15 protein-coding genes are annotated in these 14,906 nt (G+C 61.2%); 11 read left to right on the forward strand and 4 right to left on the reverse strand.

What is annotated here, in order from left to right:
* Positions 1-33: 33 nt before the first annotated feature.
* Positions 34-1,695 (reverse strand): molybdopterin-dependent oxidoreductase, encoded by a 1,662-nt coding sequence (locus FNU79_RS09925; protein WP_143720697.1) that lies wholly within the window; start codon positions 1,693-1,695, stop codon positions 34-36.
* 417 nt (positions 1,696-2,112) lie between these two features.
* On the opposite strand from FNU79_RS09925, the gene FNU79_RS09930 reads away from it, so the two are divergent.
* Positions 2,113-2,280: a hypothetical protein gene (locus tag FNU79_RS09930; RefSeq protein ID WP_185974669.1), complete on the forward strand. Its 168-nt coding sequence runs from the start codon at positions 2,113-2,115 to the stop codon at positions 2,278-2,280.
* A 481-nt stretch (positions 2,281-2,761) separates the two neighbouring features.
* Here the strand turns inward: FNU79_RS09930 and FNU79_RS09935 are convergent, their stop codons facing one another.
* Both FNU79_RS09935 and FNU79_RS09940 read right to left on the reverse strand, forming a co-directional pair.
* A complete protein-coding gene (locus FNU79_RS09935; protein WP_143720699.1) occupies positions 2,762-3,271 on the reverse strand; it encodes a polysaccharide deacetylase family protein in 510 nt (169 codons plus the stop codon).
* Positions 3,272-3,406: 135 nt separating this feature from the next.
* Positions 3,407-3,613 (reverse strand): hypothetical protein, encoded by a 207-nt coding sequence (locus tag FNU79_RS09940; protein WP_143720700.1) that lies wholly within the window; start codon positions 3,611-3,613, stop codon positions 3,407-3,409.
* 646 nt (positions 3,614-4,259) lie between these two features.
* Here FNU79_RS09940 and FNU79_RS09945 point away from each other — a divergent pair.
* The 10 genes from FNU79_RS09945 to FNU79_RS09990 all read left to right on the forward strand — a co-directional run bounded on the left by FNU79_RS09945 (position 4,260) and on the right by FNU79_RS09990 (position 13,805).
* Positions 4,260-4,682: a DUF305 domain-containing protein gene (locus FNU79_RS09945; RefSeq protein WP_225430005.1), complete on the forward strand. Its 423-nt coding sequence runs from the start codon at positions 4,260-4,262 to the stop codon at positions 4,680-4,682.
* 146 nt (positions 4,683-4,828) lie between these two features.
* The gene (locus tag FNU79_RS09950; protein ID WP_143720701.1) at positions 4,829-5,266 is read left to right on the forward strand and encodes a four-helix bundle copper-binding protein; all 438 of its coding nucleotides are present in this window, start codon (positions 4,829-4,831) and stop codon (positions 5,264-5,266) included.
* A gap of 686 nt (positions 5,267-5,952) precedes the next feature.
* Positions 5,953-6,315, forward strand: a complete 363-nt coding sequence (locus FNU79_RS09955) for a hypothetical protein (protein ID WP_143720702.1) — start codon at positions 5,953-5,955, stop codon at positions 6,313-6,315.
* Between the two features lie 36 nt (positions 6,316-6,351).
* Positions 6,352-6,669, forward strand: a complete 318-nt coding sequence (locus FNU79_RS09960; protein ID WP_143720703.1) for an NADH-quinone oxidoreductase subunit A — start codon at positions 6,352-6,354, stop codon at positions 6,667-6,669.
* 29 nt (positions 6,670-6,698) lie between these two features.
* Positions 6,699-7,553 carry a complex I subunit 1/NuoH family protein gene (locus FNU79_RS09965; RefSeq protein ID WP_225430006.1) on the forward strand — a complete coding sequence of 285 codons (855 nt, stop codon included), beginning with the start codon at positions 6,699-6,701 and terminating at the stop codon, positions 7,551-7,553.
* The gene (locus FNU79_RS09970; protein ID WP_225430007.1) at positions 7,550-8,638 is read left to right on the forward strand and encodes an NADH-quinone oxidoreductase subunit J family protein; all 1,089 of its coding nucleotides are present in this window, start codon (positions 7,550-7,552) and stop codon (positions 8,636-8,638) included. The genes FNU79_RS09965 and FNU79_RS09970 overlap by 4 nt, the downstream gene beginning before the upstream one ends.
* Complete coding sequence (gene nuoK, locus FNU79_RS09975; protein ID WP_143720705.1) at positions 8,635-8,946, forward strand: NADH-quinone oxidoreductase subunit NuoK; 312 nt, start codon at positions 8,635-8,637, stop codon at positions 8,944-8,946. The genes FNU79_RS09970 and nuoK overlap by 4 nt, the downstream gene beginning before the upstream one ends.
* Complete coding sequence (locus FNU79_RS09980) at positions 8,943-10,844, forward strand: NADH-quinone oxidoreductase subunit 5 family protein (protein ID WP_143720706.1); 1,902 nt, start codon at positions 8,943-8,945, stop codon at positions 10,842-10,844. The genes nuoK and FNU79_RS09980 overlap by 4 nt, the downstream gene beginning before the upstream one ends.
* Before the next feature lie 37 nt (positions 10,845-10,881).
* The gene (locus tag FNU79_RS09985) at positions 10,882-12,369 is read left to right on the forward strand and encodes a complex I subunit 4 family protein (protein WP_143720707.1); all 1,488 of its coding nucleotides are present in this window, start codon (positions 10,882-10,884) and stop codon (positions 12,367-12,369) included.
* A gap of 2 nt (positions 12,370-12,371) precedes the next feature.
* On the forward strand, positions 12,372-13,805 hold the full coding sequence (locus FNU79_RS09990; protein WP_143720708.1) for an NADH-quinone oxidoreductase subunit N: 1,434 nt from the start codon (positions 12,372-12,374) through the stop codon (positions 13,803-13,805).
* Between the two features lie 9 nt (positions 13,806-13,814).
* On the opposite strand, the gene FNU79_RS09995 is transcribed toward FNU79_RS09990, so the two are convergent.
* Positions 13,815-14,903, reverse strand: coding sequence for a sensor histidine kinase (locus tag FNU79_RS09995; protein WP_143720709.1), 1,089 nt, complete (start codon positions 14,901-14,903; stop codon positions 13,815-13,817).
* Positions 14,904-14,906 lie beyond the last annotated feature (3 nt).

Below are 14,906 nucleotides of genomic sequence, written 5' to 3' on the forward strand. Positions count from 1 at the left end.
CGGCAGAGCCAACATCCCCTGATGCAGTGAACCTCAGATATTGGGCACGAGGTCAAAGTATTCGTGATCCTCGTTCGCGCCGCCAAAACCCTGGCCCACCTCCTTTTCGCTGGCAACGAACTCGATGCTGCTGATCCACTTGATCATCTTGTAACCCAGTTGATTCTCGGCCCGGAGTCTCAGTGGCGCACCGTGGTTGGCTCCCAGCCGCTCGCCGTTCATCTCGTAGGCCAGCAGACATTGCGGGTGCAGGGCGTCTCTCAGCGAGAGGGTCTCGTAATATTCGCCCCCGTACAGGCCCTCACCGAACGAATGGAACACCATGACTTTCGCTTCAGGTTGGGGCCGCACCAGTTCGCTCAGGGCGCTCATGGACAGGCCGCCCCATTCGGCCACGCCGGACCAACCCTGGATGCAGTGGTGCAGGGTGATGTGATTTTCTTGACCCAGCGCTATGATCTCGCCGAGTGAGAGTTCGACTGGATGGTCCACCAGGCCCGACACGCGCAGCCTAAACCCTTGAAAGTCTTCGGCGAGCAGCGTCTGCCACTCCTCGGAAGTTGGCAGTTTGCCGTTTGACCAGAAGTGCGGCGAGATGTCGTCTCTGCTGAATTCGGTGCTGGGTGTCAAGGGATCAAGTGTCCGCAGGGTCAATGCGCCGACGGTGCGCCGGGCCGCGAGTTGCAGGGCGCGCGGACGATGCCACGACACCCAGTGGGCTGCAAATAGAACGGCGAGAGCGGCGGCGATGCCGATCAGGCCAAGTATCCAGCCGGTGGCGCTGCTGGTGTCATTGCCCATGACGATGTGGTTCATATTCCGGACGAAGCCGGTGGCGATCACCAGAGATACATGAATCACCAGGAACACCGAGAAGCCCACCATCAGTAGAAAATGCAGTGACCTGGCTCCCTGTCGCCCGCCAAACAAACGCGGGTACCACGAAAAGCGGCCATCCAGCGCGGGTGACATGGCCAGCCCGCTCAGGATGGACAGCGGAGCCATCACGAATACGACGGAAAAATAGGCGAGCTGCTGCAAGGCCTGATACGCATAAAAGCCGTCCGGTTCGGCGGGCAGGTGGAAGGTCGCGTAATGAACGAAGATGTTCCAGGATTCGGGGAGGATGCCCCAGTACGTCGGCACCAGCCGCGCCCAGTGCCCCTGCACGAATAGCAGCACGACGTAAATCACGCCAGTCAGCACCCAGAACAGCACCGAGAGAAAATGCCAGTGCCGGGCCACGCCAACGGTATGGCGGTAGCCCGGTAGGCTCCACAGCGGCGAGATGTAGCGGGCATCGTCTTTGGCTGTCCAGAGGCGGTCTGTAGGAACCTTCAGTGGCGTAAAGCGAATCCATTCCGAATTGGGGGTACAGTCGCGGTCGCGGTACAGGCGAGGGTGATCGGCCAGGATGGATAGGCCACTGCGAATCAGCAGCAGCGTCAACACGAAGCTGATGTAGTGGGCGGTCCGCAGCCAGAGCGGGAAACCTGACGAGGACGAGCCGGAAAAGGTGCGAACCGGGTCAGTCACAGCAGGCAGACCGAAAAGCCCGTACTGAATCCAGGCGATGATGATCGGCAGCGCCACCAGCGCTGTCAGACCGATCAGCAATTCTGGCCGGATCCACAGGCCCGGACGGCGATCTACCGGGAAGTGAACACTATTTTCCTTTGGACGTGATGAATGCATGAATCTAGATTTTCCTTTGGACGTAATGAGTGCATGAATCTAGCGCCTCCAGGTTTGCCCCCCCCGTCGACTACCGAGGGTGCGTCGAAAGCAGAGTGACCGCATCATGCTCGCGGGCTAGAAAGCGGCCAGGCGAGTCGAGGGCTACCCTGACGGGTTCAGAGTCTGGCTTTAAAGAATCTCGTCTTCAGGGATACCCGGCAGGTTGTGGGAAGCAGAGGGGCAACGCTCCGCTCCAAAAAACCCTTCGGGCAGCGTGGCGAGACTGCTCCGTCTCCAGCAGCTTACTCTCCTCAGAGCGTCGCGGCTCACACACTCAGCAGTCCTGTTCGCCATCCTGAAGTTGCAGGACGCCCACCTGCCAGCGGCTAAGCAGATGATTTGTCGCTGTTAGCGGTGACTGGGGCGGACAGCGGGATGAAACTGACGATGTTGCGGGCAAAGAACATTGAGGTGGTCTGGGCCGAGTACTTCCGGGTGGGCTGGCGGCTGACACTGCCAGTCCTGCTGGCAAACTTCACCGCGCTGGCCGTTCTCAACGCGAAGACTAGACAAGCGAAGCTGTCAACCTGGGATACACCCTAAATGGATGTCAGGCCAGAGCGCCCAAGACATGATGAATACGGCATTTTCCTGGCCTATTTCAGTACTCGTCTCAAGGTCCAAGAATCTATCTGAACATTTTGGCCTGACGCCTTGTGCAATTGCCCGGCTTGAACAAGTAACGCACCGACTCACTTAGTGTGGATCTAGTAGAGTGGCCTCCCCTCCAGTTACCGAGGGCGCTGCTCGCCTTCAGACTTTGGGCAAACTGCCCCGAGCTGACCCTGCCTCACTGCGGCGGCATGAAGGCGACACCGTCCACTCAACCGGTCTCTGCCAGCTCAGCGACCGTTTCGAGCTTGATCCGCTGACCCGCCGCCACCGCGATGAATCTCGGTAGCACCCGCAGACTCTCGAGCACATTGTCGTACAACAGGACGATGCCGCCAGCACGCAGCTTTCTGACCAGCCGACTTTTCAGGATTGTCTGGCTGGTCTTGTCGAAGTCTGCCGGGTCGTCGGTTCAGAAGGCGGTCGTCAGCCCAAGTGACCCGGCCACCGCCAGTGTTTCTGGGGAACAGCGCCCGCCCGGAGGCCGGAAGTATTTCACTGCCTTGCCAGTGATGGCGCTCAGTATCTGATTGCACTGCTGAAGTTCGTCTTTCACCGTCTGGAGTGGCAGCCCTGTCAACCGGACGTGATGGAAGGTATGGTTGCCGATCTCGTGGCCGTGCGCTTGAATGTCACAAATGTAGTAAGGGTAGGCCCGCACGTTGCGTCCGATGCAGAAGAAAGTCGCCTTCACGTTGGCCCGCTGCAAGATTTCAAGCAGCAGCGGTGCGTAGATCGGATGCGGCGCATCATCAAAAGACAGAGCAGCGTTCCGGTGATGTGGACTGCCATGAAAGAAGACGCCTTTGTGGACGCCACCATTGAGCTGATCGGCGAGCTGGCGTACCCGTTGAGCGGCCAGCCCCTGGGGTGTTCCGACATACACCGGGACCTTCTCAAATTCGTGGGAAGCGGGCCGCACGGCGGCGGGAACCTGGTCCGGATTGACCTACATCTGGTCGTAGACCCGCCCCGGCTGGGCGAAGGCGGCGATGAATTCGCCCAGCCGGGCACGCGGCACTGAGACGGTTAGCAGCGGTGCGGGACCGCCGAAGCCCTAATAGTTTCCGGCCCGGTAAGCGCTGACGGCCACCTCCGCGCGAGAAGTGCGCACGGCCAGGGTCTGCTCGACCGCCCTGCGGGTCAGCGCCTGGACATGACTGGGCTGAACCTCGGCGTCGGGAATCAGCAGCACCGTGTGGGCCGCTTCCGACACGCCGTTGGTGGCGTACTCGCAACGATGAACTTCCGGAAAGTTGGGCAAGGTCAGTCTCGGCAGGGCCGGGGCCCGCCGTTGCCGGATACGTGAACGGCTCGACCAGGGGGAGGGGAAGAGGGTCAGGGTGACTGACGGGCGCAGCCTGCACGCGGCCCAGGCCAAGAGCGAGCGTTGTCCTGGTGAGCCAGGAGAGAAATTGACAGCGTGAGGGAAGCGTCATCTTCAGTTGGTTATTGTGATCCGGGCTGACAGGGCCGGAGATGAAATGACACGACTACCGATGCTGTCGAATACGGATTCCGCTGCTTGATTCGCTTGTATATGCAGCCATCAAGTAGGAACGTGAGCAAACGCCAGGTGAAGGTGTCGTCAACTCCTCCGCCCTGCTCGACCTTCGCATAATGATCTTGCGATCACGTGAGGGCAGAGAGAAAAACTCCCACGCCACTCCTCCACAACTCAGCTTGATTTGGGGAGGAACAGGGCGCTCGTTCTTTGTCGTTGAGCCGCGCTACATCTTGAGGATACCTTGAACGGTCATTAAGGCAACCATCAACTTTACAAGAGCTTAACATGGCCCGTGCCAACTGCGGGGATGAGCATTCCGCAACCAGCGCAAAATCATTCAGATTCCCCGACTGGCAAACAACCCATGAACAAAGCAATGGGGGGTTATGGCCGTTTCGCAGCCATGATCGCCACCTCCACCGTCGTCATGTTTGGCCTGATGTATCTCAACACCTACCAGCTTGACCATGTCTACTTCAGCCAGACGCGGATGTGGATGGCCCTCTACATGGGCGCGGTGATGGCGGTCATCATGCTGGCTTACATGATGAGCATGTACAAGAGCAGGAGCGCCAATATTGGCATCGTCATGGGCAGCACCGTTCTTTTCGCGCTTGCCCTGTGGCTGGTGCGCTCGCAAGCCACCGTGGGCGACGTGGCCTGGATGAAAGCTATGATCCCGCATCACTCCATCGCCATTCTGACCAGTGAGCGGGCCAATATCACTGATCCCCGCGTACGGAAGCTGGCTGACGGCATCATCGAAACGCAGCGCCGCGAGATTGCCGAGATGAAAGCGCTGATTGCCGATCTGGAAAGCAAGTAAATACGGCGACCAATTCGTCATTTTGGAAGGAGGTGGCCAGCATCCCGTCACCTGCGGCGCTCGTCAGGAGGTAGAAACGATGTAAACCCCGTGCCTGCCCTCTCTGAACCACTCCGCCATCTCTTCTGTTTGCCCGAGGTAACACCATGACCCAGTCTGCCACCCAGTTCATTCAGCGCATGCTGCAAACCCACCCCCAGTCCGGCCAGTCGCCATTCGAGATGAGTGCTCTAGTGGAATGCATCAGCGCCTGCTTCGAGTGTGCCCAGGTTTGTACAAGCTGTGCCGACGCCTGCCTAGGCGAGACCGAACACCTCTCGCACCTAGCCCACTGCATCCGGCTCAACTCGGACTGCGCCGACATCTGTGACACCACCGGGCGGATACTGATCCGTCAGACCCAGCCTGAACTGAGTGTCATTCGCGCTCAAGTGCAGTCCTGCCTAGCGGCCTGCAAAGCCTGCGGCGACGAGTGCAAGCAGCATGCCGAAAAGATGAATATGAAGCACTGCGAACTCTGCGCCGAGTCCTGCCGCCGCTGCGAGCAGGCGTGTCAAGCACTGCTGAATGGAATGCAAGCTTAGTCTAAGAGAGTAAACGTTTTGACTCATCTCGGAGCTCAACGAAAGGTGGATGGATGAATCCATCCAAATGGACGCGGTGATGGGTTATAAGACGCTGCTCGCCGTTGGGGCTTAGCTGCAGCCTGCCATTCACACCTTCTGGCCCTGAGATTGAGAGCTGCTGATCAGGAAGGGTTGGGAGCATGGCGTGGAGTGAGCGGCGGCCACGCTACGGGGAGGCGAAGAAGATGACCGAGCGAGAGCAGAAACAAGACGGGGATCAGATTTCAGCAGGCCGATTGCAAGATCAGCCGTCCACTGGGCAGCATTCAAACTGCCAAGACGCTAAGGGCTGGAGGCTGGCAGGCTCCTTGCTGGCGATTTCAGCGCTGGGGCTGACAGGCTTCAGCTGCCTATTCCCGCTGGCAGCGGCCCAAGAGAACAGGCCTGTCACCGAAGTCCGAGTCAGTGCCGTTCGCTCTTTGTCGCCTCCACCATTCCAGAAACCGCCGAGTATCACTCCGCTCAAGCAAACTCCAGCCGCCAGCTTGCAACAAGGCTTGCGGCGTGCTTTGGATGGCCTTCAAAGCACGCCGCAGAGCCAACAGCAACGAATCACAACAATCAAAGCTGCCTGTCAGGCCGCTCAGGTTGGAGCGTTCGCGTTGGGTGGAAGTTATAAAGAGGTCTTGCAGCATTTAGGAGCTGTGCTCCAGGAACTTCAATTCGGGCAGAGAAAAGCTCTGGTAGACGAGCAGCTCAGCACCGCCCTGAAAGCACTGGGCAGCGTCCCGGTCGGCTACGCCAAAGCTCCCACTTCGCTGATCGCCTACCGTGGCGCGGCAGTGATCAACGCTCAAGGTGTCCGGATCAGCACGCTTGAACGGATTGACAAGATGACCGGCGAAGCCCCGATCACCCTGACCTTGACTGCCCGCTCAGGGGTTCACGCCACCGCCAAGCAGCAGACACACCTTCTGGCGCGAGACCTGATCTTCGGGCCGCGCAGCACTTACGGTGAAACGCTGGTGTTGACGCCGGTATCAAGCACCATACCTAATCGGAAGTAGGGAAGGGGAAGATAACTTGACTGGGAAGGGGAACCTATGCTGCTCAATCTTTACTCCGTTATCGCCCTGGCTGCTCTGTTCATCTTCGGGCTGGCGCTGCTCGCTGCTGCCGCCTGGCGTCCCAACGTCAAAAAGCTGAGCCAGCTGGGCGCTTGGAAGCAGTACCGTTTCGGCTTCCCCACTTACGCCCTGATCTTCCTCGCTTTTGATATGGAAATGATCTTTATGTACCCTTGGGCTGTCGTGTTCCGGGGCATCGGGCTGGAAGCGTTTCTGGATATGCTGGTGTTCATCGCCATTTTGCTCTCTGGGCTCTTTTACGCTTGGCGAATGGGCGGGCTGGAATGGGAGTAGTCGGCGGTGCATTCTTTACCCTGTTGGCCTTGGTTGTAGGCGTGGCATTCACCTTCTGGCTGGAACGGGCCTTGACTCTGGCGGTAGGGGCGGCGCAGTCTCTCAAGCTTAGCGAAGACGTTGTGCTCACACACGCCGACCGCTGGATGTACCCGGCGGGGCCAATCTCGGCACTGTTCGGCGTGACGGTCGCGGCGGCGGTCTTGCCGTTTGGTCCAAGACTCATCGGCGCTGACTTGGGCATCGGGGCGTTCTACTTCATTGTGGTGGTGGATTTTGTGGTGCTGGGCGTGGCACTGAGCGGCTGGGGCGCGGGCACGAGAAATGCCGTGGAGAGTTTTTACCGCATCACCGCGCAGCTCGTCTCCTACGTAATACCCCTGGGACTCGCTTATGTCGGAGCGTTAATGATGGCCGCGTCCCTCTCAACGACACAGATCGTGGAGGCGCAGCGTGACGTGTGGTTCATCGTGCTTCAACCGCTGGGCTTCATCCTGTACCTCGTCACGGGATTGATGCAGGCCTACCGCGCTCCCTTTTACGAGCCGCTCTCAGAACACCTCGGCGGCGGATTTTTGAACTTTGTTGGCGGCTGGAAAGCGCTGATGTGGCGCGCTGCGCTGGCTGGGCTGCTGTTCGTGATCTCAGCGATGGGCGCGGTGCTGTACCTGGGCGGGTGGCTCGGTCCCTGGCTGCCGCCGCCCGTCTGGATGCTGCTCAAAACCTTCGCGCTGATGACATTGATGCTGTGGCTGGGGCGACGCTTCAAGCCGCTCAGCACCGCGCAGATGCTCTCACTCTCCTGGCGCATTCTGATTCCTGCCGGACTCCTCAACGTCCTGGTTGTCGGCGGTCTGATTCTCGCAGGGGTGGGGCCGCAATGATGTTAGGTGAAACAGCGCAGTGGGTCGCCTTCATTCTGTTCACGCTGCTGACGGTGCTGGGCGCACTCGGCATGTCCACCACCATGAGCATGTTCCGCAGCGGCATCTTCCTGATGGCCTCGTTCATCGGCGTGGCAGGCCTGTTTATCTTGCTCTCCGCTGATCTGCTCGGCCTGTTGCAAATCATGATGTACATCGGCGGGATGCTGGTGATGATCCTCTTCATGCTGCTGTTCTCAATGGACCCTGGCGGAGCAATGATGGCAGGCATGGACATGTCGCCGGTTGAGCGGCTATTCAGCCGGGGGCTGAAACCACAGGACAAGGGCGAGGAGCATTCAGGCCAGGACGACATGGCCGGAGAGGAAGACTCAGACGGGGAAAAGCCTCACGATCACGCCGCAATGCAACATTCCGGGATGAAGATAGACGGGGAACACGATCACCATGCCATGCACAACAGTGACGACCAAGAAGGCCTGTCCGAACAAGCTCAACCGCAAAGTCACGGCGAGATGGCCGACATGGACATGGGCGACGAGGACGCGGCCCACAAGCCACACGACTACGCCGCCATAAATCACTCGGGCATGAACCACGGTGCCGCCGAGCAGCAGATGGGGGAGAACCATGCCATGACGCACGGCGATGCCGGGAACAGTCCGACGAGTGGAGAAAAGGACTGTGAGCACGGCCAGATGGATCATTCCAGCATGGATCACGGCGACATGGACATGGGCAACATGGATATGGACATGAGCATGGTCACACCCGCCCGGCCCTGGGCAGCGGCAATCGGTATTGCCTTCAGCGCCGTGCTGGTGGGTTTGCTGCTGTGGCGTCCCACCTGGCCCGTCACGAGTGCCGCCTTCAGCACCGATTCGCCCCGAGAGATCGGCATGCTGCTGATGGGCAAATACATGATGGCTTTCGAGGGCGTAGGCCTGCTGATCTTGCTGGGCATCTTCGGAGCCGTGTTTTTGCAGCGCCCTGGTTCGCACCCCTCGGATCAGGGTCGTGAGGCTTACGTCACCGCCGACAAGAATCCAGTTTCAATTGAGCTGGAGCCGGAGGACGAATCGTGACCATTCCCCTCAGTGCTTACCTGATCGTGGCGGCTCTCTTATTTGGCATCGGCATCTACACGGTGGTGGCGCAGCGCTCCGCCGTGATGGTGCTGATGGGCGTGGAAGTGCTGCTCAACGCCATAGGCCTCAATCTCATCGCCTTCTGGCGCTACGTGCATCCGCAGGACTACTCCGGTCAGATCTTCACCATCCTGATCGTGACGGTGGGAGCGATTGAAATGGCGGTCGGCCTCGCCATCATGATGCTGCTCTACCGCAACCGCCAGACGCAGCAAGTGGACGATTATCAGGAGTTGAAAGGATGACAGCCCTGCTACTGGCCGTGCCGCTCGCGCCGTTGGCCATTTCGCTGCTGATCGGTATATCGCAAAGCAAATATGCGGGCTGGCTGAACCTTGTGGGCGTCGTCCTGTCATTGCTGGCCCTGCTGCTGATCGGTGGGGCGAGTCCGGCGCTGTCAGGCCTCTGGTTTGAAAGCGGGGCATTTCGGATAACGGTGGGCCTCTCGCTGGACGGCCTCTCCAAGCTGCTGGCTTACCTGGTGGCGGGCGTCGGCCTGCTGGTCAGCGTCTACGCAGTGGGCTACATGCGGGGGGAAAAGGGGCAGCCTAGATTCTTCGCCACCTTTTCCTTCTTCATCGGCGCGATGCTCACCCTGGTGCTGTCCGACTCCTTCGCACTGCTGTTCGCTGCCTGGGAGGGCGTGGGGCTGGCCTCGTACCTGCTGATCGGCTTCCACTACACCGAGGAAAAAGCGCACAAAGCGGCATTCCGGGCTTTTCTGATGACGCGAGTGGGCGACGTGGGGCTGCTACTCGGCTGGCTGCTGGCGCTGAATCTGACCGGAACGAGCGACATCGCCACGTTTCTGACTCGGGTGAACACGCTTCCCGCCACGCTGCTGGCCGCCCTGTTCCTGATCGGGGCCATTGGCAAGAGTGCCCAACTCCCGCTGACCGCCTGGCTGCCCGACGCGATGGCTGGCCCCACACCAGTCTCAGCGCTGCTGCACTCGGCGACGATGGTGGCGGCGGGCGTGTACCTGCTGCTGAGGCTAGAACCGCTGTTTGCCGCTGCGCCCGCCGTCCTGCTGGCGGTGGCCATCGTGGGCGGCCTGACGGCGCTCTTCTCGGCCCTTGTCGCTACCGCCCAGACGGATCTCAAACGGGTGCTGGCGTGGTCAACAGTGTCGCAACTTGGAGAGATGTTTTTCGCTTATGGGCTGGGCGGGCCGTTTGCTGCCGCCTCCCATCTGGGGGTCCACGCGCTGTTCAAGTCGGCGCTGTTTCTGAGCGCGGGGGCCGTGCAGCATGCGGCGGACACGCTGGACATGCGGCGGCTGGGCGGCCTGTGGCGATTAATGCCGCTGAGCGCCCTTACCTTCACCCTGGCAGGCCTGACGCTGGCTGGAGTGCCCCCCTTCGGCGCGTTCTGGAGCGAGGAGGCCATTCTGGGCACGGCGGTTCAGGCCGGAACGTTCGTCGGCGCGTTTATGCTGCTGCTGATCTTTCTGGCGGGCGTCTACATCTCGCGGGCGGGCGTGGCGACCTTCTGGCCGAGGAGAGAGAACGCGAAAGCGCATGAAGTCGGTGCGTTGATGGCCTGGCCCGGTCTGATTCTGGCCGTTGCCGCGCTGTTCGGCGGCGTTCTGGGTGAAGTGCTGCGCGGCCTGTTGCCCTTCACTCCGTCGCCGGAAGTGACGCTGGGCTGGCGGATTGCGGCCATCTCTGCGAGTGTTCTGGGCCTCGCCTGGGGCGGTGTGTGGGCCGTTCGTTTGAGTGCTACTCCCGCTCTCGGCGACTGGCCGCGTGTGCTGGGAACGGCGCTGGAAGGCCTGATGGTGGGCATGGCGCGGGGCACCTGGGCACTCTCACTCGGGTTGCAGCGGCTGGAAGGGGGACTGAACGGCGCGGCACGATCTACCGCTCACGCGGCGCTGGGCAGCAGTCTCGGCGTTCAGCGGGCGGAGTCCAGCTTTGATACTTCCGGGCGGGTAGTCGCCGACTTTACACTGTCGGGCGCGAATCTGACTGCCCGCGCCGAGGAAGGCGGCTTCGCACAGGGAGCTGACAACCTGGCCCGAAGTCTGGGCAACCTGGGCACCCGGCTACGCGGTCTGGAAACCGGAAAGATTTACCTCTACACCCTGATTCTCTTCGGCTGGGTGCTGGTCATGGCCGTGGGGGCCGTGCTGTGGCACTGAGCGGCCCGTTCAATTCGCACCTCATTGGAGAATTCTTGTGCTGAACCTCATTATCTTCCTGCCCCTGCTGACTGGGTTGCTGATTCTGGCCCTCCCCGCCTCGCGTCCCGCTTTGCTGCGCTGGGCGTCACTGGGCGGCGCTGGTTTGACACTGCTTGGCAGCTTGTGGCTGTGGTTCAGCTTTGATGGCAGGGCGGGCGGCATTCAGTCGCGCACGGTCACGAATTGGGTTCCCTCCATCGGCGCGAGTTACGACGTGGGCCTGAGCGGGCTGGGCCTCGCCATAATCGTTCTCACGGCCCTACTGCTGACCTTGGTCATGGTCTACGTCTTATCGGAACGGGAGCGAGTCAAGGAACACGCCTTCCTCTTTTTGCTGATGGGCACCGGCCTGATTGGTCTGTTCTCGGCTCAGGATTTGCTGCTGTTCTACCTGTTCTTTGAGGTCGCACTGGTGCCGATGTATTTCATCGTGGGCATCTGGGGCGGCGAGGGCAGGCGGTATGCGGCCATGAAGTTTTTTCTCTACACGCGGGCGGGCAGCCTGGCGATGCTGCTGAGTTTTCTGGCGCTGTATCTCGGCACGCCGGGCACGGGCGGCGCGGCCCACAGCTTCTCCATCGCGGCAGTCGCGGCGGCGCAGCCTTACGCCGGGACCACTGCCGCCTTCTGGGTGATGCTGGGGTTGCTGCTGGGCTTCGGTGTCAAACTGCCCACCTTTCCACTCCACAACTGGCTGCCCGACGCGCACGTGGAAGCGCCCACCGAGGGCAGCGTGATGCTGGCGGGCGCTCAACTCAAGATGGGCGCGTACGGGCTGCTGTTTATCCTGTTGCCGCTGATGCCGCAAACGGTGCAGCGCTACGCCTGGTTGCTGGCCGCGCTGGGCATCATCTCGCTGGTGTACGGCGCACTGGCGGCCCTGGCGCAGCGCGATCTCAAGCGGCTGATCGCTTACACCTCCATCAACCACATGGGTTACGTGATGTTAGCGGCGGGCATCTGGGGACTCACCAGTAATTTGGCAGTGCGCGAGCTGACCTTAAACGGTGCGGCCTTCCAGATGGTCAGTCACGGCCTGCTGACTGGCGGGATGTTCTTTCTGGTGGGCATTCTGGGCCACCGCGCCGGAACGCGCAATATTGACGCGTTCGGCGGGCTGATGTCGCTGCCGCGCTTCGCCGGACTGCTGGGCCTGCTGGCCTTCGGTTCGCTGGGTCTGCCGGGGCTGTCGGGCTTTGTGGCCGAGTTTCAGGTGATCGGGGCCACGGTGGGCGTGAACATATGGCTGGCAGTGCTGACGGTTCTTGGGCTGCTTATTTCCACTGGCCTGTATCTGCGCGTTTTGGCAGGGGTGCTGATGGGTCAGAAACCCGCAGAATTGAATATTCAGGACTTGAACGGGCGTGAGTTGTGGGCGATTGTTCCGCTGGCGGTTCTCTCGCTGTTGCTGGGCATTTTACCTGCTGTGCTGCTGGAGCCACTGTCCAATGCCGTGCGCTCCCTCGCGGCACTGGGACGCTGAACATGAACTGCCTTGATCTGTGGGCCATCGGGCCGGAACTGGCTCTGGCGCTGACCTGCCTGCTGCTCGTTCCGTTGGCCGGATTGGTGCGCGGCAAATGGCGGGCGCTGCCGTCCATCTTCGCGGGATTCGGCATGGTCGTGGCGCTGTTCCTGAACATTCAAACCCTCAACTTCCCCCAGCAAGCCGTCTTCTGCGGCACCTACGCGCTGGACGGCTTCGGCAGCGTCTTCAAGCTGCTGATCATCGGCTCGGCTTTACTGGCTCTGCTGCCCATCGCCGCTTACTTTCATGGACGCGACGCCGAACCGCACGCCCCCGTCGCGCTGATGTTTGCCGTGCTGGGCGGGGTGGCGCTGGCGGGCAGCTTAGATCTGGGATTGATCGTGCTGTTCCTCCAGATGCTCAGCACCGCCTCTTACCTGCTGGTCAGCGTGACGCGCGGCGGTAAGCGGGCCAACGAGGCCACGCTCAAATACTTCATCTACGGCGCGGTGGCGCTGGCAGTCATGGCCTACGGCCTGAGTTTTCTCTACGGCCTGACCGGAAGTCTGTCGCTGAGCAGCATCGGTGCGGCGCTGGGCGGAGCTGATCCGGTGTGGGTCTGGGTGGCGCTGACGCTCATTCTGGTGGGCTACGCTTTCGAGATCACCGCCGTGCCTTTTCACTTCTGGGCACCGGATGTCTACGCCGGAGCGAGTGCGCCGGTCACGGGTTTCATCTCGGTGCTGCCCAAGATCGCCGGATTCGCCGGACTGCTTCGGCTGCTATTGATCGCCTTTCCAAACGGGCTTTCGGGCTGGCCCATCCTGATCGCCGTCCTGGCCGCCCTGACTATGCTGCTGGGCAACCTGGCGGCGCTGCGCCAAACCCGGCTCAAGCGGCTGCTGGCTTACTCCAGCATCGCGCAGGCGGGCTACGTGCTGATGGCAGTGGCGGTGGCCGGAACAGTGCCAGGAGCACTGAGCGCAGCAGGCTACTATCTGGCGGCGTATGCCTTCATGAATCTGGCAGCATTTACGGTGGTGGCGCAGTTCGAACGGAAAAGTGGGCAAGACCAGCTCACCAGTCTGCGTGGACTTTCAAAAACTGCCCCCGGTACGGCGGCGCTGCTGACGCTGGCGTTACTCTCGCTGGCTGGAATTCCCCCGCTGGCCGGGTTTCTGGGCAAGGTCTTGCTGCTGCAAATGGCCTTGTCGGGTGGGCTGACCTGGCTGGCGGTGTTCGCGGCGCTGAATATGGTGCTGGGGCTGTACTACTACCTTCGGCCCGTCGTGGAGATGTATTTGCGCTCCCCCGAAGGTGAGACTGAGCTGCACCGTGAGCCGGGGTACGGCTGGGCGCTGGGCCTGACCACCTTCGGTACGCTGCTGCTGGGGATCTGGCCTGCACCCGCGCTGGCGTTACTGTCTGGGCTGGCGCGGATGCTGCATTGAATGTCGGCTCTACCCGTGATGCGCCGCCAGCAAGGTGAAAGTAAACACGCTCCCGGCGGCGCTGGACTCGACCTTGAGACTGCCGCCCATGCGCTCGACCAGCCCTTTGGCGATCGTCAGGCCTACGCCGCTGCCGTCACTGCGCGTGCGAGCCGCATCCACCCGGTAAAAACGCTCAAAAATACGGCTTAAGTGTTCCGGCGGGATGCCAACGCCGGTATCCCGCACTTCAAAAATGACAACTCCGCCCTGCTGACGGGCGCTAAGGCTGACCTGACCGCCGCTGGGCGTATGGCGCACGGCGTTACTCAGCAGATTGGCCAGCACCTGCGAGGTGCGCTCCTCATCCCCGGTCACGGCAGGGAAGGGGTGGGGCAAATCAAGTTCAAGACGCAACCCCTGCTCCTCGGCTGCGCCTTCAAAGCGTGCGATTGCCGCCTGCATGACCTCTTGCGGCTGGAAGTTGCTGAGGCGCAACTCCACCGCGCCCGCCTCCACCCTTGACACCAGGCTAAGGTCTCTGGCCAGCCGTTCCAGGGCGCGGGTTTCGCGGATGATGGCCTGCGACGCAGCGGCAGAATTCATAACCTGATCTTCCAGCGCCTCAGCGTAACCCCGCAGGGCACTGAGCGGCGTGCGGAGTTCGTGAGCCACATTGGTGATCAGCTCAATGCGGCCCCTTTCTACTTGCTCCAGGGCGCTGGCCATGCGGTTGAAATGGCGGGCCAGATCGGTGAGTTCGTCCTGACCCTGTTCGGGGAGGCGGCGGGTGTACTCACCTGCGGCGATGGCGTGGCTCCCGTCGCGCAGCAGGGCCACGCTGTGCATCATCCGCCGGGCCGAAAAAAGCGCCGTGAGCGCCGCCACCGTCAATGACAGCGGCACCGAGGCGATCAGCGCGGAGGTGAGAGTGCCGCGCACGCCGCGCTCCAGGTCTGGGCGCAGGGAAGCGCCGTTCGGGCCAATCAGCGCCACCATCTGCTCAACATGGTGGCGGATGAAGGCAGGGGCGAGCAGTTCGGCAATCAGCAGGAGTGCGCCCAGCGCTACGATGATGACCAGCAGATGCGATAAAAACAGTCGAGGAAAGAGTTTCATCCT

The sequence above is a fragment of the Deinococcus detaillensis genome, assembly GCF_007280555.1.
GTDB classification, from domain to species: Bacteria; Deinococcota; Deinococci; order Deinococcales; family Deinococcaceae; genus Deinococcus; species Deinococcus detaillensis.

Coding starts and splice junctions, on each gene's coding strand:
- FNU79_RS09925 (WP_143720697.1), bottom strand. CDS start 1,695: ATGCATTCATCACGTCCAAAGGAAAATAGTGTTCACTTCCCGGTAGAT.
- FNU79_RS09930 (WP_185974669.1), top strand. CDS start 2,113: ATGAAACTGACGATGTTGCGGGCAAAGAACATTGAGGTGGTCTGGGCC.
- FNU79_RS09945 (WP_225430005.1), top strand. CDS start 4,260: ATGATCGCCACCTCCACCGTCGTCATGTTTGGCCTGATGTATCTCAAC.
- FNU79_RS09950 (WP_143720701.1), top strand. CDS start 4,829: ATGACCCAGTCTGCCACCCAGTTCATTCAGCGCATGCTGCAAACCCAC.
- FNU79_RS09960 (WP_143720703.1), top strand. CDS start 6,352: ATGCTGCTCAATCTTTACTCCGTTATCGCCCTGGCTGCTCTGTTCATC.
- FNU79_RS09970 (WP_225430007.1), top strand. CDS start 7,550: ATGATGTTAGGTGAAACAGCGCAGTGGGTCGCCTTCATTCTGTTCACG.
- FNU79_RS09980 (WP_143720706.1), top strand. CDS start 8,943: ATGACAGCCCTGCTACTGGCCGTGCCGCTCGCGCCGTTGGCCATTTCG.
- FNU79_RS09990 (WP_143720708.1), top strand. CDS start 12,372: ATGAACTGCCTTGATCTGTGGGCCATCGGGCCGGAACTGGCTCTGGCG.
- FNU79_RS09995 (WP_143720709.1), bottom strand. CDS start 14,903: ATGAAACTCTTTCCTCGACTGTTTTTATCGCATCTGCTGGTCATCATC.